This is a genomic window from Sulfurimonas sp. C5, assembly GCF_029872055.1.
GTDB lineage: Bacteria > Campylobacterota > Campylobacteria > Campylobacterales > Sulfurimonadaceae > Sulfurimonas.
The window spans coordinates 174965-198140 of sequence record NZ_JARXNQ010000003.1; the positions used below are offsets into that span (position 1 = coordinate 174965).

26 protein-coding genes are annotated in these 23176 nt (G+C 36.4%); 19 read left to right on the forward strand and 7 right to left on the reverse strand.

Features of this window, described 5'->3' with window-relative positions:
• Together P6N22_RS06975 and P6N22_RS06980 are read right to left on the reverse strand one after the other, a co-directional pair.
• Window positions 1-1686, reverse strand: coding sequence for a protein adenylyltransferase SelO family protein (locus P6N22_RS06975; protein WP_280331498.1), 1686 nt, complete (start codon window positions 1684-1686; stop codon window positions 1-3).
• 87 nt (window positions 1687-1773) lie between these two features.
• Window positions 1774-2400 carry a serine esterase gene (locus tag P6N22_RS06980; RefSeq protein WP_280331500.1) on the reverse strand — a complete coding sequence of 209 codons (627 nt, stop codon included), beginning with the start codon at window positions 2398-2400 and terminating at the stop codon, window positions 1774-1776.
• 46 nt (window positions 2401-2446) lie between these two features.
• Here P6N22_RS06980 and P6N22_RS06985 point away from each other — a divergent pair, with 46 nt between their 5' ends.
• The 4 genes from P6N22_RS06985 to cbiB are packed head-to-tail and all read left to right on the forward strand — an operon-like array spanning window position 2447 to window position 5936.
• On the forward strand, window positions 2447-2653 hold the full coding sequence (locus P6N22_RS06985) for a hypothetical protein (RefSeq protein WP_280331502.1): 207 nt from the start codon (window positions 2447-2449) through the stop codon (window positions 2651-2653).
• Window positions 2650-3714 carry an aminotransferase class I/II-fold pyridoxal phosphate-dependent enzyme gene (locus tag P6N22_RS06990; RefSeq protein WP_280331504.1) on the forward strand — a complete coding sequence of 355 codons (1065 nt, stop codon included), beginning with the start codon at window positions 2650-2652 and terminating at the stop codon, window positions 3712-3714. Before P6N22_RS06985 ends, P6N22_RS06990 begins: the two co-directional genes overlap by 4 nt.
• Window positions 3695-5089 carry a cobyric acid synthase gene (locus tag P6N22_RS06995; protein ID WP_280331506.1) on the forward strand — a complete coding sequence of 465 codons (1395 nt, stop codon included), beginning with the start codon at window positions 3695-3697 and terminating at the stop codon, window positions 5087-5089. Before P6N22_RS06990 ends, P6N22_RS06995 begins: the two co-directional genes overlap by 20 nt.
• Window positions 5073-5936 carry an adenosylcobinamide-phosphate synthase CbiB gene (gene cbiB / locus P6N22_RS07000; RefSeq protein WP_280331508.1) on the forward strand — a complete coding sequence of 288 codons (864 nt, stop codon included), beginning with the start codon at window positions 5073-5075 and terminating at the stop codon, window positions 5934-5936. Before P6N22_RS06995 ends, cbiB begins: the two co-directional genes overlap by 17 nt.
• Window position 5937: 1 nt before the next feature.
• Here cbiB and P6N22_RS07005 read toward each other — a convergent pair whose 3' ends face one another.
• The 4 genes from P6N22_RS07005 to P6N22_RS07020 form a co-directional block, all read right to left on the reverse strand.
• Window positions 5938-6582: a hypothetical protein gene (locus tag P6N22_RS07005; RefSeq protein WP_280331509.1), complete on the reverse strand. Its 645-nt coding sequence runs from the start codon at window positions 6580-6582 to the stop codon at window positions 5938-5940.
• Window positions 6579-7493, reverse strand: a complete 915-nt coding sequence (locus P6N22_RS07010; protein WP_280331511.1) for a hypothetical protein — start codon at window positions 7491-7493, stop codon at window positions 6579-6581. Before P6N22_RS07010 ends, P6N22_RS07005 begins: the two co-directional genes overlap by 4 nt.
• A complete protein-coding gene (locus P6N22_RS07015; protein ID WP_280331513.1) occupies window positions 7483-7848 on the reverse strand; it encodes a hypothetical protein in 366 nt (121 codons plus the stop codon). Before P6N22_RS07015 ends, P6N22_RS07010 begins: the two co-directional genes overlap by 11 nt.
• Before the next feature lie 98 nt (window positions 7849-7946).
• A complete protein-coding gene (locus P6N22_RS07020) occupies window positions 7947-8732 on the reverse strand; it encodes an ABC transporter permease (RefSeq protein WP_280331515.1) in 786 nt (261 codons plus the stop codon).
• Between the two features lie 119 nt (window positions 8733-8851).
• On the opposite strand from P6N22_RS07020, the gene P6N22_RS07025 reads away from it, so the two are divergent.
• From P6N22_RS07025 to P6N22_RS07075, 11 genes are all read left to right on the forward strand, one after another.
• Complete coding sequence (locus P6N22_RS07025) at window positions 8852-9826, forward strand: CsgG/HfaB family protein (RefSeq protein WP_280331517.1); 975 nt, start codon at window positions 8852-8854, stop codon at window positions 9824-9826.
• Window positions 9826-10128: a hypothetical protein gene (locus P6N22_RS07030; protein WP_280331518.1), complete on the forward strand. Its 303-nt coding sequence runs from the start codon at window positions 9826-9828 to the stop codon at window positions 10126-10128. Before P6N22_RS07025 ends, P6N22_RS07030 begins: the two co-directional genes overlap by 1 nt.
• A 5-nt stretch (window positions 10129-10133) precedes the next feature.
• Entirely contained in the window at window positions 10134-10508 is a 375-nt protein-coding gene (locus P6N22_RS07035) for a DUF4810 domain-containing protein (RefSeq protein WP_280331721.1), read from the forward strand.
• Window positions 10505-11182 carry a GNA1162 family protein gene (locus tag P6N22_RS07040; RefSeq protein WP_280331520.1) on the forward strand — a complete coding sequence of 226 codons (678 nt, stop codon included), beginning with the start codon at window positions 10505-10507 and terminating at the stop codon, window positions 11180-11182. Before P6N22_RS07035 ends, P6N22_RS07040 begins: the two co-directional genes overlap by 4 nt.
• Window positions 11183-11266: 84 nt before the next feature.
• Window positions 11267-11713, forward strand: a complete 447-nt coding sequence (locus P6N22_RS07045) for a DUF3015 family protein (protein ID WP_280331522.1) — start codon at window positions 11267-11269, stop codon at window positions 11711-11713.
• Window positions 11714-11903: 190 nt separating this feature from the next.
• Window positions 11904-13589, forward strand: coding sequence for a DUF4105 domain-containing protein (locus P6N22_RS07050; protein ID WP_280331524.1), 1686 nt, complete (start codon window positions 11904-11906; stop codon window positions 13587-13589).
• A 14-nt stretch (window positions 13590-13603) separates the two neighbouring features.
• Entirely contained in the window at window positions 13604-14662 is a 1059-nt protein-coding gene (locus P6N22_RS07055) for a nicotinate-nucleotide--dimethylbenzimidazole phosphoribosyltransferase (protein ID WP_280331525.1), read from the forward strand.
• Window positions 14663-14670: 8 nt separating this feature from the next.
• The gene (locus tag P6N22_RS07060) at window positions 14671-15171 is read left to right on the forward strand and encodes a bifunctional adenosylcobinamide kinase/adenosylcobinamide-phosphate guanylyltransferase (protein ID WP_280331527.1); all 501 of its coding nucleotides are present in this window, start codon (window positions 14671-14673) and stop codon (window positions 15169-15171) included.
• A complete protein-coding gene (locus P6N22_RS07065) occupies window positions 15168-15881 on the forward strand; it encodes an adenosylcobinamide-GDP ribazoletransferase (protein ID WP_280331529.1) in 714 nt (237 codons plus the stop codon). The genes P6N22_RS07060 and P6N22_RS07065 overlap by 4 nt, the downstream gene beginning before the upstream one ends.
• Complete coding sequence (locus tag P6N22_RS07070; protein WP_280331531.1) at window positions 15878-16411, forward strand: histidine phosphatase family protein; 534 nt, start codon at window positions 15878-15880, stop codon at window positions 16409-16411. The genes P6N22_RS07065 and P6N22_RS07070 overlap by 4 nt, the downstream gene beginning before the upstream one ends.
• Before the next feature lie 35 nt (window positions 16412-16446).
• A complete protein-coding gene (locus P6N22_RS07075; RefSeq protein WP_280331533.1) occupies window positions 16447-18036 on the forward strand; it encodes a methyl-accepting chemotaxis protein in 1590 nt (529 codons plus the stop codon).
• Here the strand turns inward: P6N22_RS07075 and P6N22_RS07080 are convergent, their stop codons facing one another.
• Window positions 18037-20829 carry an SUV3 C-terminal domain-containing protein gene (locus tag P6N22_RS07080; RefSeq protein WP_280331535.1) on the reverse strand — a complete coding sequence of 931 codons (2793 nt, stop codon included), beginning with the start codon at window positions 20827-20829 and terminating at the stop codon, window positions 18037-18039.
• 81 nt (window positions 20830-20910) lie between these two features.
• Here P6N22_RS07080 and P6N22_RS07085 point away from each other — a divergent pair, with 81 nt between their 5' ends.
• From P6N22_RS07085 to P6N22_RS07100, 4 genes are read left to right on the forward strand one after another with little or no spacing between them, the layout of a single operon-like run.
• Window positions 20911-21231 (forward strand): hypothetical protein, encoded by a 321-nt coding sequence (locus tag P6N22_RS07085; protein ID WP_280331537.1) that lies wholly within the window; start codon window positions 20911-20913, stop codon window positions 21229-21231.
• Window positions 21221-21550 (forward strand): DUF309 domain-containing protein, encoded by a 330-nt coding sequence (locus tag P6N22_RS07090; protein WP_280331540.1) that lies wholly within the window; start codon window positions 21221-21223, stop codon window positions 21548-21550. Before P6N22_RS07085 ends, P6N22_RS07090 begins: the two co-directional genes overlap by 11 nt.
• Window positions 21550-22368, forward strand: a complete 819-nt coding sequence (locus P6N22_RS07095) for a mechanosensitive ion channel domain-containing protein (protein WP_280331541.1) — start codon at window positions 21550-21552, stop codon at window positions 22366-22368. The genes P6N22_RS07090 and P6N22_RS07095 overlap by 1 nt, the downstream gene beginning before the upstream one ends.
• An 11-nt stretch (window positions 22369-22379) precedes the next feature.
• Window positions 22380-23174, forward strand: coding sequence for a DUF481 domain-containing protein (locus P6N22_RS07100; RefSeq protein ID WP_280331543.1), 795 nt, complete (start codon window positions 22380-22382; stop codon window positions 23172-23174).
• Window positions 23175-23176 lie beyond the last annotated feature (2 nt).

The following is a 23176-nucleotide window of genomic DNA, read 5'->3' on the forward strand; positions in this document are numbered from 1 at the left end:
TCACGATGAGCAACTCACATGCGAAATACCCGCTACTCTAAATAACTCGTCAGGTTTGAGTCTATAGTACTTCTCCTCTATCTCTTTTGAGAGTTCAGCATATGGATCGTTCATCACCTCTTGGAGTTCATGTATAAGGGTATAATCCCCTCTCTCTGCTGCCTGATATGCAGGAACTAAAAACCACTCTCTAAGTGTATATTTCGGATTGACTCCTTTCATCTTTTTAGAGAGTTGCTCACGTGATTCTTCCGTTGTAGTACCAACAAGTGTTCTCCATCTCTCAAACCACTCTTTCCATCGCCCTAAAAGTTTTTCATTGTAATCTACATAACCGTAAAAACTTTTTTTGAGTGCAGAGACATCTTCTGGAATTTTAGAGAGCTCACGAAAAAAGATCGTATAGTCAACCGAAGTCTCCACCATCAGTGAGACAAGTTCGTTAAAGAGTTCTGCATCAAATTTTTCTAAACCGAGTTTTAAAGCCCACATTTGGAACATTTTGCCCTGCATCACTCTTGGAAACTGTTCTTGTATCTCTTCCAATCGCTCCAGCTGTTCTTCATTTGAGTTCACTAAAGGTTTCAGTGCTGCAATAAACATCATGAAATTGCGCGCGGCAGCTGTTGGCTGATTTAAAAATGAGAAGTGAATCCCGCCACCCGTCCACGGCTGATAACGCGGGTCAAAATTATCCATAAATCCAAACGGTCCATAATCAAGGGTAAAACCACCTACTGAAGTATTATCGCTGTTAAAATTTCCTTGACAATAGCCGACGCGGATCCAATCAGCTACAAGGGAGCTAAGGCGATCGGCAAATAAATCTGCGAGTCTCACTACTTTTTCACCAAGTGACAGATCTTGTTTAATCTCTTCTTTATACTCACGCTCAATTACGTGTAAAACGATCATTTCCAACTCTTGCATCGCCTCTTGATGCTCTTTTTTACGTGCACGGCGACCAAAAAGCTCCACCTGCCCCACTCTTAAAAATGACGGTGCGACACGTGTCGTAATTGCGACATCCTCCTCGATCATCACCTCGGGATCTCTTGAGTACGAGCCGTCTCTAAACCACGGACGTCTTACTTTTTCGGTTTTGGAAGTGTACAGAGTTAAAGATCTAGATGTTGGTACACCTAAAGCGTGCATATGCTCCTGCGCCAAAAACTCACGAATACTTGAGCGCAATACCGCACGACCGTCAGCTCCCCTGCAGTAAGGTGTGCGCCCGCCACCTTTGAGCTGCATCTCCCAGCGTTTACCATTTATAACAGCTTCTAAAATAGAGACTGCACGCCCGTCCCCATAACCGTTACCAGTGCCAAATGGGCACTGCTCATAATACTCAGTTCCATAAATTGAAAGGGCATACCCCGTTGCCCATCCTTCATTTTTTAGGGGCTTGGGTAACTGTGAACTATCACCCGAAAACATTTTCATAAAATCTTCTGACTTGGCCAAAGCATCATCAAAACCAAGCTCTTCAAAAAACTGCTTGCTATGTGTAATGTATGTAGGATTTTCTATAGGTGTAGGGTTGACAGGGACATAGTGCCCGCTAAACACTTCCCGAGGCCAGTGATCTTTGCCATCTTTTTTTGCATACGGATCGGAACTAAGTGTCTCTACTAAAGAATAATCTGCCAATTTTGCCAGATCGTCTAATGTTTGCACCTTCATATATTTTCCTTAAAACTCTATATATTATTGGCACTATAGCAAGTAAAACACAAACTTTGCTTGCTATATAAGAGTAGCTAAAATATTTTATAAATTTTTATCGCATAATTGTTTTACGACTGTTATCTCATCTTTGTGAATACTATGATCTTTTTCAATCGCATGAAACTCGACTTCAAATCCACCCTCTATAAGTTGCTCTATTTGATCTTTACTCTCTTCAAACGGCAGTACTTCATCATATGTCCCATGCGTGCAGAGCCATTTAGAGTTTTTCACATCAGGATTCATTTCACCCAAAAGCTTTTCTACATCGTATATATATCCACTTATAGCAATGTACCCGGCCAATGCTTTATGGTATCTTGCACCAAATTCAAATGTGAGCAGTGAGCCTTGTGAAAAACCGAACAAGTAACTCTGTACAGCATCAAACTCTTCTGCAAACAAACTATCCAGACATTTTGTCAGAAGTTCCGATGAGTACTGGATCCCGGGGAGTTGGTTTGGCGGGAGATTGTACCAAGAATAACCGCCATAATATTCAAAAGGGGCGTCAAATAAAATATAGTTCATATCTTCAATATCTAAAAACGAAGGCAACCCTTCAAATCCTTCGGAGGAGTCCCCTCTTCCATGGAGCACTATCATCAACTTTTTTGATGGAATCTTCGATGGTATAAAAATGTTATCTAGTTCTAAATCTTTTCTCATAATTTATTGTACATTGTTATTTCCATCTTTTGGATAAAATTACACTATGGAAATAAAACTTACAGAAGATAATTACGAAAACTTGGAAAACTTTGCCCAACTTCTTAAAAAAGAGCCTTCAGAGATGATCAATGAAGCGCTGCAAAGTTACTTTGAGTATCAGCATAAAAAACTTGTAGAGAAGAATTTGGAAGATGATAATGGCATGACAAACCTAGATTTTGATGAATTCTGGGACGGAGTTGATCTATGAGTCACGGTGGAGATATCTACAAATATGCAAAAATTTTAGAGTGTGAGAGTGATGAGATCATAGATTTTTCATCCAATATCAACTGCTATGATCCCCAAACCTCTATAACACTTACAAACGAAACAATAACAAAATACGCAGATTTCCGCTATAAAGAACTAAAGTCTGTCATTGCACAAAATTACGAAGTAAAAAAATCGCAGATTGCCCTTTTTAACGGTGCGACTTCTGCTATTTATGAGCTGTTTCGCTCAATCAAACAAAAAGAGGTTTATCTTTATGCCCCTCTTTACAGTGAATACGAAAAAGCTGCAATAAAAGCTAAAAAAGAGATCTATAAAATCAGCCGCCTGGGTGGAGAGATGAATGACGATGTCTGGGATGAGTCAATTGTTGTCTTCGTCAATCCAGCCACTCCGGACGGAACTTACTATGAGAAAGAAGAGCTTGATGAACTTTTTGAGATGTGGATAGAAAGAGAGTGTACTATCATCATTGATGAAAGCTTTTTAGAGTTTGAAGTCTTAGAGTCTGTCCGCTCAAAAATTAATGAGTACAAAAAACTCTATATCATTCAATCGTTTTCCAAATTTTACTCTTGTGCAGGTGTACGCATCGGCGCCGTGTTTTCAAATAAAAAAAATATCGAAAAGCTTGATCCTACAATCTGGAATATCTCTTCGCTTGATGCTGCATTTTTACAGCAAAGACTCTCCGATGAAGAGTTCAAAGCACAAGCAAAAGAGTTTCACAAACAACAAAAACAAGAGCTTTTTGATATCCTCGAAAACTCAAATCTTTTTGAGCAAGTTTTTGAAAGTGATGCCAACTTTTTTCTCACAAAAACCCAGCGTTCAACAGAGATCTTTAACCATCTACTAGAACATAAAATTTTAGTGCGTCGCTGTTTCGATTTTGATTATCTTGACAACAGTTTTTTACGCTTTGCAGTAAAAGATCCTTTCTCTCATCAAAAACTACAAGAGGCGTTCAGCGGACTTTCTCACATTGAAAACGTTGAACACAACCAAGAAGTCCAAGATGAAACTCCACTCCCTTAGTATCTTCGGTACAAGCAGTGATGCCGGCAAATCAACACTAAGTTTTGCCATCACGTATCTGCTTAAACAATACGGCATAAATGTAGCTCCTTTTAAAGCACAAAACGTCTCCAATAATTCTATGGTTACAGACTTAGATACTGGTGAAATTGCCATACCACAAGCCTTTGCCGCAGAAGCCATCGGTTTAAAAACAATACCTGCTATGAATCCGGTTCTTTTAAAATCTGGCGGGAAAAACAAAGCGCATATGATCATCAATGGACAAAGCGTTTCCAATACAGATGTGAAAGAGTATTACCAAAACCTTGACACACTCAAACCTGTTGTAAAAAAAGCGTTTAAAAAGCTCAAAAAAGAGTATGACTGCATCGTTGCAGAAGGTGCGGGAAGTCCGGTCGAGCTTAATTTGATGGAAAAAGATCTCAGTAATATATACATTGCCGATGAGTTTAATACAAAAATAATTTTGGTAGCAGACATTGAGCGCGGCGGTGTATTTGCTTCTATCTACGGGGTATACAACTTACTACCAAAAAAACTCCAAAAGAATGTTATCGGTGTTATCGTCAATAAGTTTCGCGGAGACATCTCCCTATTTGATGAAGGTATTCGCATTATTGAAGAGCAATTCAAAATACCGGTTCTGGGCGTAGTGCCGTACAAGCCTTTTAACCTTGGTTTTGAAGACTCTGCTTCACTTATTAATTACAAACAAAACAAACCCTATTCATCAATTAAAGTTGCTGTAATCAATCTGCCTCATATGAGTAATTTTACCGACTTTGAACCGCTTATAGTTGATCAGGAAGTAGAACTTCATTTTATTACTAATCCTGTGCAGGCTCAACTGTACGATTTGGTAATCTTACCTGGTTCAAAACGTGTAGTTGATGATCTACTATGGCTGAGAAAAAACGGTTTTGAGCCTTTTTTTAAAGACAAGTCAAAAAACATCATTGCTATCTGCGGCGGTTATGAAATGATGTTTGAAACTATCAAAGACCCATATAAAACAGAATCCAAGATAGAGCATATTGAAGGGTTTGGACGTTTTAAAGGGGAAGTGCTTTTTCAAAAGAAAAAGATCGTAAAAAAAGGCACTTATAACACTATGGGAATTATGGCTGAGGGGTATGAGATCCATAACGGTACGACCAAACACAATGCCAAAAAGAAAAAGAACCTTTACGGTACGTTTGTTCACGGTATTTTTGAAAACGATGACCTCAGAGATACGATTTTTCAAGAACTTAACCCAAACTATCAAGGGTACAAGTTTAAAGAGTATAAGGCAAAGTCAATAGCAAATTTTGCACAGCATATTAAAGATCATGTAGATATTGTGAGAGTTATCAATGAGCTTCACGACTAATTTTTTTATCACTCTTTTTGCTTATCTGATTGATAACAAGTTTGGAGAATTCAGCTTTATAAAACACCCTGTTATTCTTATTGGTGACCTCATCAGTTTTAGTGAAAAAAAACTTTATAAAGACTCTGTTTTCTCAGGTTTAATTCTTGTGTTAGTTGTTCTAAGTGTTAGCAGTTTTATCAGCTTCACTATTGAACACTATCTCAATCATTTTAATATCTATATCCACATTATTATTAGTTCATTTTTAGCTTCAATGTTTATTGCACACAAAATGTTAAGAGATTCCGTTCATAAGATCATAATTCTGCAAACCTTAAGGGAAAAACGTCAAGCGATTGCAATGTTAGTTTCACGCGATACACAAAATCTCAGTGAAAATGAGATCAATAAAGCAGCCATTGAGACCTATGCCGAAAACTTAAGCGACGGTGTTATTGCACCTATGTTTTATCTTCTTTTTTTTGGACTACCTGGTATTATTATCTATAAAACAATCAATACAATGGATTCGATGATTGGTTATAGAAATGAACGCTATGAAAAATTTGGAAAAATAGCTGCACGTCTTGATGATATAGCCAATTTCATCCCTGCCCGCATCACCGCTTTAGGGATTACTCTTTTATGTAAAAAAGGAGTAGATTTTAGCTATTTAAAATATGCAAAACTGCATGAAAGCCCCAATGCAGGTTTTCCAATCACAGCGATGGCTCTTTGTTTAAATGTGAAGCTTGGCGGAGATACATCCTATTTTGGTAAAGTAAAAAAGAAACCTTTCTTTGGAAATGGCAAGAGCGAAATCACACAAGAAGATATCAAAAAAATGCTCCATATCTCTGACTAAACTATTTTAAAAGTTCTATCTTTTTTCTTATTAACTCTTTTTCTTTAAGATCGTTTGTTTTCATCTCAAGTTTGTTCAGTAAAAAAATACTCCCTTTTTTATAACCGTGAAAAGAACTCGACGTTATAGCTTGCTGCAGCGTTTCTATAGTAACTGCATCAACAAGCAGAGAAATTTCCAATAGTTGTGAAATGGGATCCTTCATCTTTTGTACTATGCTATTGGCCTGCTCCGTATTCTTTTGTTGCATTGCAATTACAAAAGCTCTATATCTAGCGGGAAGCATCTCTGTATCTAGGTTATCAAAATCTTTTTGTATCATTTTGTAATAGTTCTTTATCTTTGGACAAGTGACTAACTCTTCTATATCTTGATACTCTTTACAGCTATCCTCAACTCCAACTGCAATATTCAATGCACATGTTCCAAGATATATTGAAGCTAGCTGAGTTACATCTGTACCCTGTTTTGCATAAGATACCGCGGATTCTAAATCAGCCTCTGCCAAAATATCATTATCACTCAGAAAGTTTTTTTTGTAACTTTCAAAATAACTGCTGCTTTTATATTCCCAGCTGTTAGGTGCTGGTTCCGTGCTACATGCGCTAAACAACAATATCAATAAAATCAATAAACTTTTTATCATGGCAACTCAACTTTATCTTTGGATTGATCCTGCAGTAAAGCATCTACTTTTTCCATCAAAGCATCGGTCTTTTCTATAGTATGTTTAATCCCTTGACGTATAACTTTAATATCTGCTCCAGATCCCCCAAGATTTTCGATAAGAGGATCAAGAGTTTTTAGCTTTTTGTTAAGATCATGTAAAATCAGATAAAACTCTCTTATACTTACAGAAGTAGGTTCTACAATATCTGTTTTTAGATTCTTTGTCGCATCATTGATATTTTGTAGTATTTGATTAAGTTCATTAACCGAGTTCACCATATTTTGTGTTGCTTTTTTGTCACCTGTAACCGTGGTCAAAAGAGCATCGTTTTTTGCAAGTTTTTCACTGAAAGCTTCAAGATTTTCAATGCTTCTATTAAACGGTGAATCTTCTCTACTGAGCGTATTGGTCATCATTTCTATATTTTCAATGATATTGAGCAGTTTATCGACAACCGGTTCAAATTTTGTGACCAGATCATTGATATCATCCGTAATGACTATCGGAAGCCGTGTTCCAACTTCTAAATAGTTTGTTTCACTTGTAGCATACACTTCAATATGGGCTGAACCCAGTAATGGCTTTTTCAACATTAGATAGGTATAAGGATTAATCCATTTTCTATTTTCGCTTGTTACTGAAAAATAGATAAGTACTTCTCCGTCATCTTCAAGCTCTATGTCATCTATATGACCTATAGCGAACCCTGAAAACTTTAAAGGCATACCTATAGAAAATGATGCTGCAGATTCTGTAACAAAGTAATATCTATACTGTTTTTCAAATACCCCTTTTGCATCAAGCAAAAAGAAAGTAAACGCACTGAGGCTAAATATAAGTACAATAACAAAAATGCCTACAGCAAGTTTCATATTTTCATAATGCATCGATTACAACCTTTTGATCACTAATCTTATCATAATATGACTTGTGCACAATAGTATCCAAGATGATGATATCTTTTTTAGAGTCCAATTTTCTTATATGCATAACTAAGTCGTTTATATCTAAAAGTGAATGTACTATTGAAAAAGGGAGACGAATAATAATTTTTTTCTCATCGCTCATCATGGTACGTATCAACATTACATAAAATCTTTGTATACTTGAACACTCTCTTTGACGTCTTTCAGCGATATCTTCAAGTCCTATTTTTTGCAACATTTCCACCGCTTCATTTTCTGCTACAGAGATCTCAAGGCGATGAAACACTTCCCGTATCAAAGCTATATTTTCTTTCATATTAAGGTTTGAGAGCAAAGGTGTATCTTTAGAAAGCAGTGCAAAAGAAGTTTGCTTGTTTATATACTGGTTGATATCGTGGTAATGATGAAACAGTTTTATATAAATTGAACTAGTAATGATAACACCTCAATAACAAAAATAGAGATGAACAATCTAACCATCCCTTTTAAAACAGCTATAGGAATAGCCGTATAGCTGTTAAATGCATTCAGTCCACTATAAATCGGGATAAGCATTGTCATAAACCCAAATGCTATCCCTTTAAAAAGCAAAATCAGCAGGTCTTTTATTTCTATTGCATTAAGTAAAAGCATCTTATAGGAATATAGATCAAAATGCATATAAAAAAAGACAAAAACATACCCTGCTGAGAGCATAATAATAGCAAATAGTGAAGTCAATGCGGTTAAGCTTAAAATACCACTAATGATTCTTGGAATAAACAGATAACTTACCAGATCTATTTTATATTCATTCAGCGTATTAAGCTCTTTATTTACTTTCATCACTGCTATTTCTGCATTGACCGCAGCTGAAGAACGCAAAGAGATTAAAAGTGCAGTAAATAATGGTGCGAATTCCTCCACTACAAACTTGATAATGATCGATCCCATCTGTTCTTGAAGCCCATACTCTACGGCAACAGAGATCACAACGCCAACGACAATCGTCCCGAATATAATAGAAAGGATTGTAAAAAGCGGCAGAATCTCAATAGCAGTAAAATAGATCTGTTTAATTAAAACAGTACGCATTGCGGGATTATAACTTGAAGGCAAAAACATACCTACGGCACACATGAATGAAAAATATAAGATCTCATTTAATGCATTAATTGCATTAATTGTTTTCTCGCCAATATACTTTACAAAACTCTTCATCTTATCTCTTCACTTCTTCGATATAGCCTTATTTATGTATTGTATCACAAAACAACAAGTTATATTTTTTTTAAGTTTATTTTGCTTAAAATGAGTACATCTGACATAAAGGGGTTAATATGAAAAGTTCTCTTTTGTTGAGCATCACTCTTGCTCTTCTTTTTACAGGCTGTGCCACAATGGAGCATCAAAAAACACGTGAAGTTCCCACAGTTTCTGAGCCACAAGTAAGTAAAACACTCCAAGCAAAACAGGATGAGCCAAAAGGTCTTAAACGTAAAGTTGCAATCGGAAGATTTACAAATGAAACGCGTTACGGAAACAGTTTTTTTGTCGATCAGGAAAATGACAGAATAGGGAAACAAGCTATGGATATTCTCTCTGCAAAACTGTTTCAAACAGGTAAATTCATTATGCTTGAACGTGCCGATCTATCAAAGATAGAACAAGAGCTTCAAATGGGTGGAACTATGGAGCTGGAAAATGCAGCAGATTATGTAATTCTCGGCTCTATTACTGAATTTGGAAGAAAAGAGGTAAGTGATGTAGGTTTCTTCAGTCGTGTCAAAAAACAGGAAGCTTTTGCAAAAGTACATATACGCATCGTTGACGTCAGCACAGGACAAATCATCTATTCTGAAGAGGGGCAAGGTAAAGCATTCAGCGAAGCGGGAACCGTTATGGGTGTGGGTGATAAAGCGGGATACGATGCGCAACTTAACGATAAAGCTATAGATGCTGCAATCTCTGATCTGGCATCGAACATTATTGAAAACATGTTAGACAAACCGTGGAGAGGCTATATACTAGGTTATGAAGACGGCTCTTTCATCACATCAGGCGGAGCAAGCCAAAATATCAAAGTAGGAGATATTTTTGATCTCTTTGAAGAGGGAAAAAAAGTAAAAAATCCTCAAACAAATATGTATATTACCCTACCTGGTAAAAAACTAGGAACTCTTAAGATTACTGCTACTTTAGGCGATACACCAGAGACTGAAGTCTCAACAGCAAAACTGATTAGCGGTAAAATAGACAGCTATATACATTCAAAAGAGTTTTCAAAACTCTACATACAAGCAGGAGCAAAATAATGAAAACAATTATAATAACACTTGTAACTTTGTTACTAACATTTTTTTCAGGATGTGGATATAAAGAAGGTGTAACAACAGAAGACACAAAAGCTTATCTTTACTTTAGCGGCGATCTTGACGACGTAACTGTCTCTGTTGATCATGCTGAAGAGTTTAAAGTCAAAGCCGGTAGAGACAACCAGTACAAACTAAAACCGGGTAAACATTTGATCGAAGTTTATAGAGACGGTCAAAAAATTATACAAAGAGAAATTTTCTTAGGCAACGGAATCGCTAAAGAGATAGAGGTGGCAGAGTGAAAAAAATGATCTCTATAAAAACTTTCTTTCTTATTGCAGGAATTGTACTCTTGACAGGCTGTGCATCGCAACCTACGGCACTTTATAACTATGACGGTTATTCTGAGTCTTATTATGCATATAAAAAAGAGCCCTCTAAAGAATCACTTGAAAAACTTATTGAGGTTATTGAGGGAGATATCAGCAATACGGATGAAAGTATCTCAAAAAGAGTACCGCCTGGACTTTATGCAGAACTAGGGTATCTCTATTTAAAATCAAATAATAAAGAAAAAGCCATTACTTTTTTTGAAAAAGAAAAAGCCCTCTACCCAGAGTCTAGGAAATTTATGAATGCACTCATTAGAAAGGTAGAAGTTTCTGAAGGGGGGACAAAATGAAAACAATAATTTTATTTATATCGCTTATGGTAACTCTGTTTCTTAGCGGTTGTGCCACTAAAGATATAGCAACCAAGGGGAGTGAATTCCCAAAAATGTATGAGGAACAACCAAGGTCCCTGTTAATTCTTCCTCCTATGAATGAATCAACAGATGCAGAGGCAAAAGATTACTATATGACAACGGTTGAAGTGCCTTTAGCACAAATGGGATATTATGTATTTCCTGTTGAGATTGTTAGTGATATTATGAAACAAGAGGGTGCATACAACACAGAGCTTCTCTATAACATGCCTCTTGACAGATTTGCAGAGTACTTTGGGGCAGATGCCGTACTGTTTACAAAAATAAAGAAATGGGATTTGATGTACGCTGTTCTCGCTGCAAATCTAACAGTTTCTATCGAAGCAGAGATCAGATCAACAAGCACATCGGAGCAACTGTGGCACTATACAGGTACAGTAGTCGTAGATCTTTCAGGAAGCAGTGATAGCGGTGGCGGACTTGCAGGACTCATAGTAAAGGCAGTAGCGACCGCCATAAATTCAGCTGCAGCAGATTATGTCAGATATGCACGCGTTGCAAACACGAGATTAATGTATGCTTTGCCTGTTGGACCGTACCATGGACGTTATATGCAGGATCAAAATGATCAAGTAATGAGGCAAAAATAGAAGAAACATTTCTTTTTAACTAATTATGTTTCTTTAAGTTTATTTTCTTTACAATGGTTTATATCAAAACTGAAGGAGTTTTATATGAAAAAGGTTTTAGTAAGTACAGTAGCGGCATTAGCTATTGCATCAACAGCGTTCGCAGGTGTAAACAACCAAACAGGTTGTGGTCTTGGTTCAGTAATTATTAAAGATGATTCATCTGCGGTTTTATTAGCTTTACAAGCTACAACAAATGGTACTTCTGGTAACCAAACTTTTGGTATTACTTCAGGAACTCTTGGTTGTAAAAAAACTAAGTTTGTTATGAACGACAGAGCTGAAGAGTTTGTTGCATCAAACATGGATACTTTAGCAAAAGAGATTGCAGCTGGTCACGGTGAATCTGTGGACACATTAGCTGAACTTTTAGATGTTCAAGATAAAGATGCTTTCGCTAGCGCTCTTCAAGCTAACTACAATAAAATCTACACTTCTCAAAACGTAGAAATGAATGAAGTATTAGACAACATTTCTGAAACTTCAATGTAATAATTCATAGAGCAAGCAACTTCGCTTGCCTCTATCTTAGGAACTTCCCATTTTTAAAAAATCATTTTTATTTTTTATTTTATTTGCATCTACCCTATTTGCGTCAGTAGATGAATATAAGACAAAAGCCAAAGAATTAGGCTTAGCAAATGAGCGTTATTGGCATTTACTGTTACATACGAACGGCAATGTGAGCGAAATTGACGACCCTAGATTTTTCTTTGCAGAAAATGGGAAAGAAGATCCACAAGCGGAACTGGATGCGACACTTGATGCCTTCTTCAATGAGACTCGTTTTGATGACAACTCTTCAGCTTGTAGATTTCCGGCAAGAAAAGCTTGGCTGCAAGAAAAGCTAAACATCACAGACTTTCCACAGGTAGCATGTAGAGAATATGACGATACCATCGAAAAACTCTCACCTACATCGGCAACTTTGGTATTTCCTTCGGCACATATCAACTCACCTGCTTCAATGTTTGGGCACACCTTTTTACGCATAAACTCCAAATACAAATCAAAACTTTTGGCTTATGCCATTAATTACGCAGCCGATGCCGATCAGAAAAAAGAGAACGGCTTTTCATTTGCCATAAAAGGACTATTTGGAGGCTATTTCGGTAAATATTCACTCCTACCTTACTATGAAAAACTCAAAGAATACCGTGATACGGAAAGACGTGATATCTGGGAATACGATTTAAACCTCACGCAAGAAGAAGTGATGAGAATGGTACGTCACATTTGGGAGCTTAACGGTACCAAATCATATTATTACTTTTTTACTGAGAACTGTTCATACAACATGCTTTGGCTCATGGAGATTGCTCGTCCGAGCGTCCACATAAGAGAACATTTTACTTATCAGGTAATCCCTTTAGAGAGTGTACATGCAACAAATGCAGAAAATCTTATTGCCAAAGAGTTTTACAGACCTTCAAAAAGAACAATTTTACTCAAATATGAGAAGTTGATTGATGATAATGCAATGCATTATGTAAAAGATCTACAAGAGGATGCAAAGCTAAGCTCAAAACTCTTAGAAGACCAAAATATATCACTACAACAAAAACAATATATCTTCGAAGCGGCTATTGAGTATCTCGAGTATACCTATTCCCGTAATGAAATGACAAAAGAAGTTTATCTTAAACGATTTTATCAATTCTCTTCTGCTAGAGCACAGCTTGGCAAAGGAAAGATACTTGAATTTAAAGATCCTCAAAACCCCCTTGACTCACATCGTACAGTTAAAACAACAATCGGTAGTGCTTTTAGAGATTCTCATTACTATACTCTTCTTGGTATTCGTCCTGCATATCATACTTTAGAAGATCCTCAATACGGATTTCTAAGAGGCACGCAGATAGAATTTTTAAATTTGGAACTTGGGCTTACCAAAGATTCAATCAAAATTGAAGATCTAACTGTTATTTCAATTCAGTCTATTGCACAAAGAACCAAACTTTTCTCCCCTTGGTCTTGGAGAACAAAATTTGGGTGGGATAAAAACTATATAGATACAAAAGCCAACTTTAGTGCGAGTGTAGGTGCAGGGCTTAGCTGGGGAAATGAGCTCGGTTATCTTTATGTAATGATTGATCCACTCTACTATGTAGCTCGTAAAAGTGCCGGAGGGATAGGTGCCAGCATAGGGTTTGATATCGACGGGTATAAAATGCTTAAAACAAATATCGAGTTCACGCAAAGATATTACGATAACGGTGATGAACAACTACTCATATCAGCGGCACAAAGTGTAAATATTTCAAAAAAACTGCAACTCAAAGCGAAATACGAATATAAAGACAAATATGACCTTGCAAAAAAACGTCAGGAAGACAATTTCAAAGTTCTGCTAAATTACTATTTTTAGCTAAAATTGCAAGTATGAATACATACAATATATTTACAGATGAAGCAGTAAAACTACCGCAAGGAAAAGCTGACTTTTTACTAGCAGCCTCAGTCACTAAAACTTGTGAGATAGAGGGAATTACACAAGCAGGAATTCCCGGAAAGATTGCCTATACTCCTACTCTTGACGCAGAATTCATAGTTAATGAAGCACTCTACTCTATGCCTGAGATAGCTGAAACACCCAGCGGAGTACCCACTCCTGCACTCATGACACGTGCAATCCACAACTTAGATCCTTTTAGTGCCATAGAGATTTTAGATCTGGGACTTGAAATAAAACCTCAAAACGTACAGCTGCATAGCTTTGACATAACACCTTCAGACTCAATTGATCAAGGCGCAAATATCGATGCCAAAGCAGTCTTTTTAAAAGGGATGGAGTTTGGCAAGAAGTATGAGCTTAAAGGCAACTACCTCATTCTCGGAGAATCAACTCCGGCAGGAACGACGACTGCAGCTGCAACTGCATTGGCACTCGGATATGATTTAAATGGAGCATTCTCTTCAAGCTTTTTAAACGTTCCAAGCGATATTAAAAATCAAACAATTCAAAAAGCTCTTTCTCTAATCAACGAAGATATGTCCACATTTGAAAAGTTGGGAATTGTAAGTGACAATATGCTCATTTTCTGTGCCGGTTTTTTAATGGAAGCGAGTAAAAGATTTGAGATCGTATTAGCGGGTGGGACACAAATGGCTGCATGTTTACTTATTGCCGACAAACTGCGTGAAGATGTGCTTCAACGAATAAACCACAATAACGTTACTTTAGCAACGACACAATGGGTGGTCAAGGATCCAAATTCTGATATCACTAAGATACTTTCACAGCTCAGTTATATGCCAAATGCCGTGTATACGACTTTATCATTTGCTCATGCAGAGATTCCCGTACTGAAAAAATATGATGACGGTGAAGCAAAAGAGGGTGTCGGTGCCGGCGGTGCCTTAGGATACGGTGTTATCAATGGTCTTGAAAACGATACAGTTGTAGAAGCTATCGAGCTAATCATGTATAATATGATGTAAGGTGAATTATGGGTTTTAAAGCACTCTTTATCGGTGGTATCAAGTCTGGAAAAAGCAAAAATGCAGAACTCTATACCCTTGATCTTGTAAAGGGACAACCTATTTATCTTGCAACTACGGAATTCTTTGATGAAGAGATGCAAGAACGTGTGAAAAAACACAAAGATCAGCGTGCCGATAAGTTTGAAACTGTCGAAGAATCTCTCCTTATTGATAACGCTATTACAAAACAAAACAAAACTGTTTTATTAGAGTGTGTGAGCATGTGGATCAACAATATGCTCTACCACCAGAAAACACTTGATGAGATGCTTCTCCAGCTTGAAAACATTTCAAAACAAAACAATGACGTTATTTGTGTTATCAATGATGTTAGCAATTCTGTTATAAGTGAGAACCCGCTTGTAAGAAAATTTGTCGATTACAACGGTATTATTGCTCAATACATTGCTGAACACTCTGAGGAGGTCTATCATGTCACTGCAGGTATCAAGGTGAAAATAAAATGAGTTATCTTAAAGCCTTTGCACTTGCATTTAACATGTTTACTATCTTCCCTTTTTTCAAGATCCATACTTACGATAAAGGGATTAATGGTAAGTCTGCTCTTTTTTATCCACTGATCGGTTTTTTACTTGGGTCGTTACTCTATGGAATCTATACTTTATTAAATACACACTTTCCGCCAATGCACCTTGCCGTGATACTTTTTGCTCTCAGTGTGCTTTTCACTGGGGCACTACACCTTGACGGACTTAGCGATACGATAGACGGGCTTTTTGTTAATAAAGAAAAAGCATTAGAAGTGATGAAAGATTCTCATGTCGGCGGGATGGGGATGATCTTTACATTCGTCTTTTTAGTACTCAAGCTTTCATCTTTTATTTATTTCAATGCTTGGTTTCTTTTACCAGTAATAATGATGGCCTCACGTCTCAATGCAACACTTGCCATCTACCTTTTCCCATACATAAGTAACGGTGTAGGACTCCTTATAAAACAAGAGCTAAAAACTCTTTACATAGTTATAGCACTTATTTATGCTTCTGTTTTAGCATTTACGTTTGGAGCAACTTTCTGCATCATCACGGCTCTTTTAGTAATGCTCTTAATCGGTAGTTCACTTCACAGCAGGTATCATGGACTCAATGGAGATATGTACGGTTTTATCATTGAGATCAGTGAACTTATATTATTGAATTGTCTGATTGTTTTATGAAGTTGGTTCTCATTCGCCATAGCGAAGTTATAGAAAAATATCAGGGAAAATACAACGGACACATCGACATCCCCCTTTCCAAACAAGGACTTGAAGATGCAAAAGCTTTAGGAAATAAACTAAGCTCTTATAACTTCGATGCAATCTACTGTTCCGATTTAAAGCGCTGCAGACAAACACTTGAACAATTAAATATTCCTCAAAAAGCCACCTTTACAAATAAACTGCGTGAAAAATCTTGGGGGAGACATGAAGGCTTGAGTTTTAACGAGATCGAAGCAAGCGGTATTACATATACTACTTTTCATGAATGGATTGAACAATTAGACGGTGAAGAGGTATCACATTTTACACAAAGAGTAGAAGAGTTTTTCTTTGAAGATCTACAAAAAGAATCATTAAATACAGTTCTCATAATTACCCATTCCGGTGTTATTAAAACCCTGCTTGGACGTACCAAAAACCTCGACTTAGAGGAGTCTTTTTCAATAGTGTTACCTTATTCATCAGTTACAGAAATACTATTATGATATAATATCCGCAAATTAATATATAGGCTGAAAAAATGTTCAAAACTGTCAAGTCGAAAGTTCTTATTTCTATTCTTTCATTGTCAATTATAGGATTGGTTTCAATTACCTCTTATCTCTCATCTACATTGAATGAACTCTCAAATAACACTGCTAAACAATCTTTAAAAATGCTTAGCGAATCAATTTTTCAAACAATGACAACAAGTATGATGATGGGTGATCCTAGCATAGTTGAACAGACTTTTCACAATGCAAAAAAAATCGACGGTATCGAAGATTTAAACATTGCCAAATCTAAAGCGGTTTTAGAAGTATATTCGCCAGATGAAAAATTCACGACAGATCCACTTTTAATAGATGTACTCAATAACAAGGTAACAAAAGTTTTAGAAACAAATGACAATTCCCATCACATTATCAGACTTATTAAACCTATGCAGGCTGAAGAACGTTGTTTACAGTGTCACTACAATGCACAAGTGGGTGATGTGCTTGGTGCAATGGATCTTGTACTGTCATTAGACAGAAATGATAAAGAGATAACGTCTACAAAAACGACTCTTATAATTATTCTCTTAGTTGCTGCAGTTATTTTTATGCTTATTTCATCTACTTTCTTTATGCGTGAGATTATTCACCCACTAACAGCTCTGAAAGATAAAATTTCAGATCTTATCAGTGGTGACAAGGATCTGACAAAAAGACTTGAAGCAAAAGCAGGCAATGAATTTGGTGAAGCGGCTAACGAAGTAAATAACTTTATTGAGATGATACAAGGGACAATCAACGAAGTAAAAGAACAAGGAAAACAAAATATCAAAATTGCTTCAGAAATAGAACATGCCTCTCATGTCATTCGTGAAGCGACACAAAAAGAGAAAACTCTTGTCGATGCTACGGGACAAAAAGGGATCGATATCCAACAGGTTTTAAAAGAAACTCTTGAAACAGCGGCAAGTACACAAGCAACTGTCCAAGAAGCAGATGCAGAACTAACGAATGCAAAAGCATCCCTTTCAACACTCAGTAGTGAAGTGGAAGTATTTGTTCAAAATGAAGAGGAGCTTCTTCAAGAACTTTCGTCACTCAAAGACGATGCAGACAAGGTGAAAGATATTCTGAGCGTAATCAGTGATATAGCTGATCAAACTAATTTACTTGCACTTAATGCTGCAATTGAAGCGGCTCGTGCCGGTGAACACGGACGCGGTTTTGCCGTTGTTGCGGATGAAGTTAGAAAACTTGCGGAACGTACACAAAAAAGTTTAACAGAGATCGATATGAACGTAAGTACAATTGTGCAATCGATTAACGATACAACAGATAAAATGGCAAAAAATGCAAAACAAATTGAAGCTCTTGCGGAAATTTCAAGCGATGTGGAAGATAAAATCAATATTACATCAAGTGCAATGGAGACTTCAACAAAAGTAGCAAATAAATCAAAAGAAGACAGTATGAAGATCTCTCAAAACGTTCAAGAGATACTTGACAATATTCAAGAAATTGAAAAACTCTCTTCACAAAACAATACAAGTGTATTAAATATTGAAGAAGACCTTCAAGAGCTTGTAACAGTTGCTACAGCACTACAAAAAACTATTAATGAATTCAAAAGCTAATTAGCTTTTGAATCTCCTCGAACCTCTTCTGCTATAATTCTTTTTAAAACAAGATTCACAGATATTGTATTTTGAATTTGTAGGCAATACATTGCTGCACATTTTACAACTTTGGGACAACTCCGTTTTTTGCAATGTTTTTTCTATGTAATGGTTTAGCACACCCCTGGATTCTGTTGCTTTTTGCACATCTACGAAATACTCGCTAAATCTGTAACTCAGCCATAAATACAAAGAGATCTCTTTTACCATATCTTCAGCCATCAATAACTCTTGCGATGTCTGAGCAAACTCACCGTTTAATTTTGGACGTTGATAATAGACTGGTTCTTTTTTCTCCAAAGCATGGATATATGTCTCATACGCCGTAATGATATATGGAGATTTGAGCGTCAGCGGTGCACATGCCAGATGATATTTTGTCGCAATATCCAAATCGTAACTATCAACTATCTTGGAAGCTTCTAACATATCGTCCAGACTTGCAGCGTAAAACGGTCCGCTGAACTCCATATTTTTTATAAAGAAATTTAAAATCTCTTCTAATGAATTCTCTTCTAAAATAGAGCTTACGAGCTTGATGTGTTCAAGGTTTGCCATCACTTTAAACGGTGTGGCAATTTTCCTTGCTTCTTTATGAAAATTGCGTTTGATTACTTTGAGAGTCTCTTTATTTAATGCTCCAACATAACCCTTTTCTTCTAGGCCGTAGCGCCCTGCACGCCCAGATATCTGATGTATTTCAGATGCAAAAAGATCACGCTGAATAATCCCGTCAAACTTGTCCGCCGTTGAAAACAGTATAGTTTTAATCGGCAGATTCATTCCCATCGCAATTGCATCAGTTGCTACAAGTACTTGAGTTTCACCCTCACGAAAACGTCTTGCTTCTTCACGGCGAACTTCTGGAGAAAGGTTTCCGTACACAACACTCACACTAAAAGATTTTGAAAGTCTTTGTTTGAGTCTAAGTACATCTTTTCTGCTAAACGCGACTACTGCCGTTGAGGGTCTAATATCTTCGATAAACGTAGGTTTATCCAGTACTTCAAGTGGATTTTTTCTCTCAAATTCTATAATTTCCAACTTTTCACCAAGATATTCTGCAAGTGCGATTATTGCCTCTTTTACATTTGCAGAACCTGTCATTATGATCTCTTTTGCAGGTGCACCAATAATTGCATTTGCCCAGGCCCAACCGCGATCACGGTCATCAATCATCTGTACCTCATCGATGACACAAACATCCACATCCACATCAAAATTCATCATCTCAATCGTAGAACTGATATGTGTCGCTTCATCGTTAATGAGTTGCTCCTCACCAGTAATCAAAGAACAATCAACACCCATAGAGTTCAGGTTTTCATACCCCTCTAACGCTAAAAGTCTTAAAGGTGCCAAATAGTACCCAGTATCAGCATCTTTGAGTTTTTGCATCGCAGTATATGTTTTACCGCTGTTTGTCGGTCCAATGTGTAAAGTCAGCTTTCTCTGCATATCACGTGCTATAGGGAAAAGATTTTTAAAATCTCTAATAGTACGTGCTAGAAGTTCCTGTCTTTGTTTTTTAATCAACTCTTCTTGAATTGAATATAAAAACCTGCGAATCGTTTTTCTGTATATCTTCGGAGTTATATTAAGGTCTAATCCCAACTGGTCAACTAAAAAGCCATATACTTTATCATACAGTATCTCATCTTCGTAGTGAAGCAGTCGAGCATGCCCTTTACACTCTTTTACAAGAAGTTCCAATTCTTCTAAGAACAATCGTTCATGTTCAGTTTTCAACTCCTCTAAAGCTGCATCAAAATTAAAACCTTTTGCCTCCCAAATGTCTGAAAGTATTTTGTTCAATTCAAGATGCAATTCCAAAGTATATGCAATTTTTTTCTCCGAATTTGGCAATTCTAAATTCTGCATAACATCCACAAGTAACTCTTCATCGTGAATAGAAATATTTTTAGCATCTATCTTCTGTGCAATAATTTTTCTGAGCACTTTTGGCGTGACCATCGGATAATTTAATCCCGTTTTTGGAGGTGATGAACGAAGAGAGTTTACGATCTCTTCATGTGTTAGATACTGATGAGGATCTTTTAATGAAGCAATAAAACTCTTTATACTCTCTTGCTTGTTTTTTACGATCTCTACTTTGTCTTCACCTATCTTTTTAATTATCTCGTCAAACTCAGTCGTTTCTATATATTCATACGAGTAAGGCTTGGTATTAAGTGTCAGGATTTTATGAAACTGTTGATCGTAGATCTCATATTTAAGCGATGCGTTGAACTCAAAACTGTCATCTAGATCAAAAAAACCTTCCAACTCTTTTTCGAGAGCCTCTCTTTTGATCTCAAAACGGATATGTCTGAGTTTTGCTTCCATCTTCTCAATCGTGATCTTTTTGCTTCTAATAGTCGCAAATGCTTCACGCAGACGGCTCGCTTCCATCGGTGTCACATCGAGTTCTGCTAAAATAGATTCTATTTTAACTTCACGATCGTAATGATGGTGCTCTTCGAGCTTATCCCCTTTATAGATTTTTGCTTCATTTTCAAAAAAGTGCAAAATATCCATTCTTATCGAACTGTCTGCTTCAGACCAGATCATACGGAGAGTTTTTATCATTAAATTACGATTGTGTTCAATCTCATAAATTCCAAGGGCACTGAAGAGTTCACTTAAAGTTTTCGATTCAACCCGTTCAATACCAATATCAAAAGGATCATCGTCAAAATATTTTCTAATTCTTTGATTTATTTTGCTGTTTTTCTTATTTTTTTTTGCCATGTAGTTTAATTTCGTTTTAATCAGTAATATCTATATATGATTATACTCAAAAATTAAGTAATATCTTTTTATAATTAAATTATGGAAATAAAAGACGAATGGACTCAAGAAGAGTTCTTAAGAAATAAAAGAAAATTAGAACAAGAGGGAGTCGAAGTAGTACTTGTAGATACTATTTTATCCCCTATTGAAAAAGCAAATACAATAACATATAATCCGCATGAATTAAAAAACTATCCCAAAGGAAGTGTTTTTGTATTTTATTGCGATACCGGAAAAGCTACAAAAGAAAGACTAAATGAGTATAAAGCGAAATTTCCGGAGTATCATTGTGTCTCTTTAAAAGGGGGACGCGGTTATTGGAGAGTAAATATGCAGCTATTGGATGAAGATGGTAAATAAAAAAATTGAAGAGTTTGTAACTTGTATAGAACAAGAACGCTTTTACGATGCTCACGAGGTGTTAGAAGAGCTTTGGTTCCCTAGACGGTTTGAGAAATGTATTGAGGTAGAACTTCTAAAAGGTTTTATCAATGCAGCCGTCAGTTTTGAGTTAATTAAACGCGGAAGAATTGTACAAAGTAAAAGAGTTTGGGCAAACTATTTGAAATACAGACAAAATCTTTATAAAATCTCATCACAATATAAGAATTCTTATTTTAAACTAGCAAGATACGTTGAAGAAAAACAACATACGCTACTTAAACAAAGGAATTTGTAATGGATATCGAAAAGTACACAAATCTTGCACTAAGCTATATAAGTGAATACAGTCTTAAAATTTTAGCTGCGCTACTTATCTTTATCATCGGGAAATGGATAGCAAAAAAACTTTCTCATCTAATAAGAGCAACAATGATCAAAGCCAAGGTTGATCTGACACTTTCAGAATTTACCGAGAGTCTCATCTTTTTTACTCTATTAGCAATGGTCATTCTTGCTTCACTCAATGCTCTTGGTGTCAATACTACATCGTTTATTGCTGTTTTTGGTGCAGCCTCTTTAGCTGTTGGTTTAGCACTACAGGGATCTTTATCAAACGTAGGTGCTGCCGTACTTATTATAATCTTCAGACCTTTTAAAATCGGTGACTTTATTGAAGCCGGCGGTGCTACGGGAACAGTAGAGGATATCACAATGTTTTCTACTATCATTTCACCGATTGACAACCGTACGATTATTGTGCCAAACTCTAAAATTATCGGTGGTAACATCATCAACTACTCTAAAAAAGACAAAAGAAGAGTTGACCTTGTTTTTGGAATAAGCTATGACGATGATCTAAGACTTGCAAAACAAACACTTCTTGATATTCTCCATGCCGATGAAAGGGTGTTAAAAGACCCAGAACCATTTGTTGCTGTAAGCGAGCTGGGCGACAGCAGTGTGAACTTTGTGACACGTGCATGGGTAGAGACTGATCATTACTGGGATGTGCATTTTAGTACAATCGAAAAAGTAAAACTCACGTTTGATGAAAAAGGGATCTCTATCCCTTATCCGCAAATGGATGTGCATATGAAAAAAGAAGAAAATTAACAAGGAAGTAGATGAAAAAAATAGTATTAAGTTTAGTAGTATTTAGTTCTTTGGCATTGGCTGAAGATGTTACGGTTGATGAAAAACCTTTAAAAGCACATAGTGAATTGGGTTACGTAGAGACTAACGGAAATACTAATACAAAAGCTTTCAATCTTGAAATAAACCTCAAAAAAGAATGGACAAAAGAAATTCTTACTTTTGATTTTGACGGACAATATGCAACAGACCATGGAGTTGAAACAAAAAATAAATTTGTCACAGAACTGGATTACGGCTATAAGCTATCACCAAAACTATCTCTTGATTATCTTATAGGTTACAAATCTGATAAATTCTCCGGTTTTGAGTACCAGTTTTACACAGGTCCCGGTGTAAAGTACAAAGCGATAGATAAAAAAGAGCACAAACTCTCGTTAGAAGCAAACATTTTATACTCTGTCGACCAATATGAAAATGTGTGGGCTGATGCATTAGGTACTCAACTCAGCTATCCGTATGACGGCGTTATAAGAGACCATATTATCAAACAAGCTTACAAAGATGACTATGCTTCATATAGACTCAAAGGTATATACGACTGGCAGATCCTTGATACTTTAAAATTCAAACAAGAGTTGAGTTTCAGAGGTTCGATGGAAAAAACTAATAAATACTTCGTATATTCAAAATCTGCTATTAACAATAAAATTAACAGTATTTTTTCTGCAGGTATCAGTTATAAAATCGATTACGTTAATTTACCGGCTGAGGGTAAGAAAAAAACAGACACTACTTTCGCATTTAATCTGATTTTAGATTATTAACA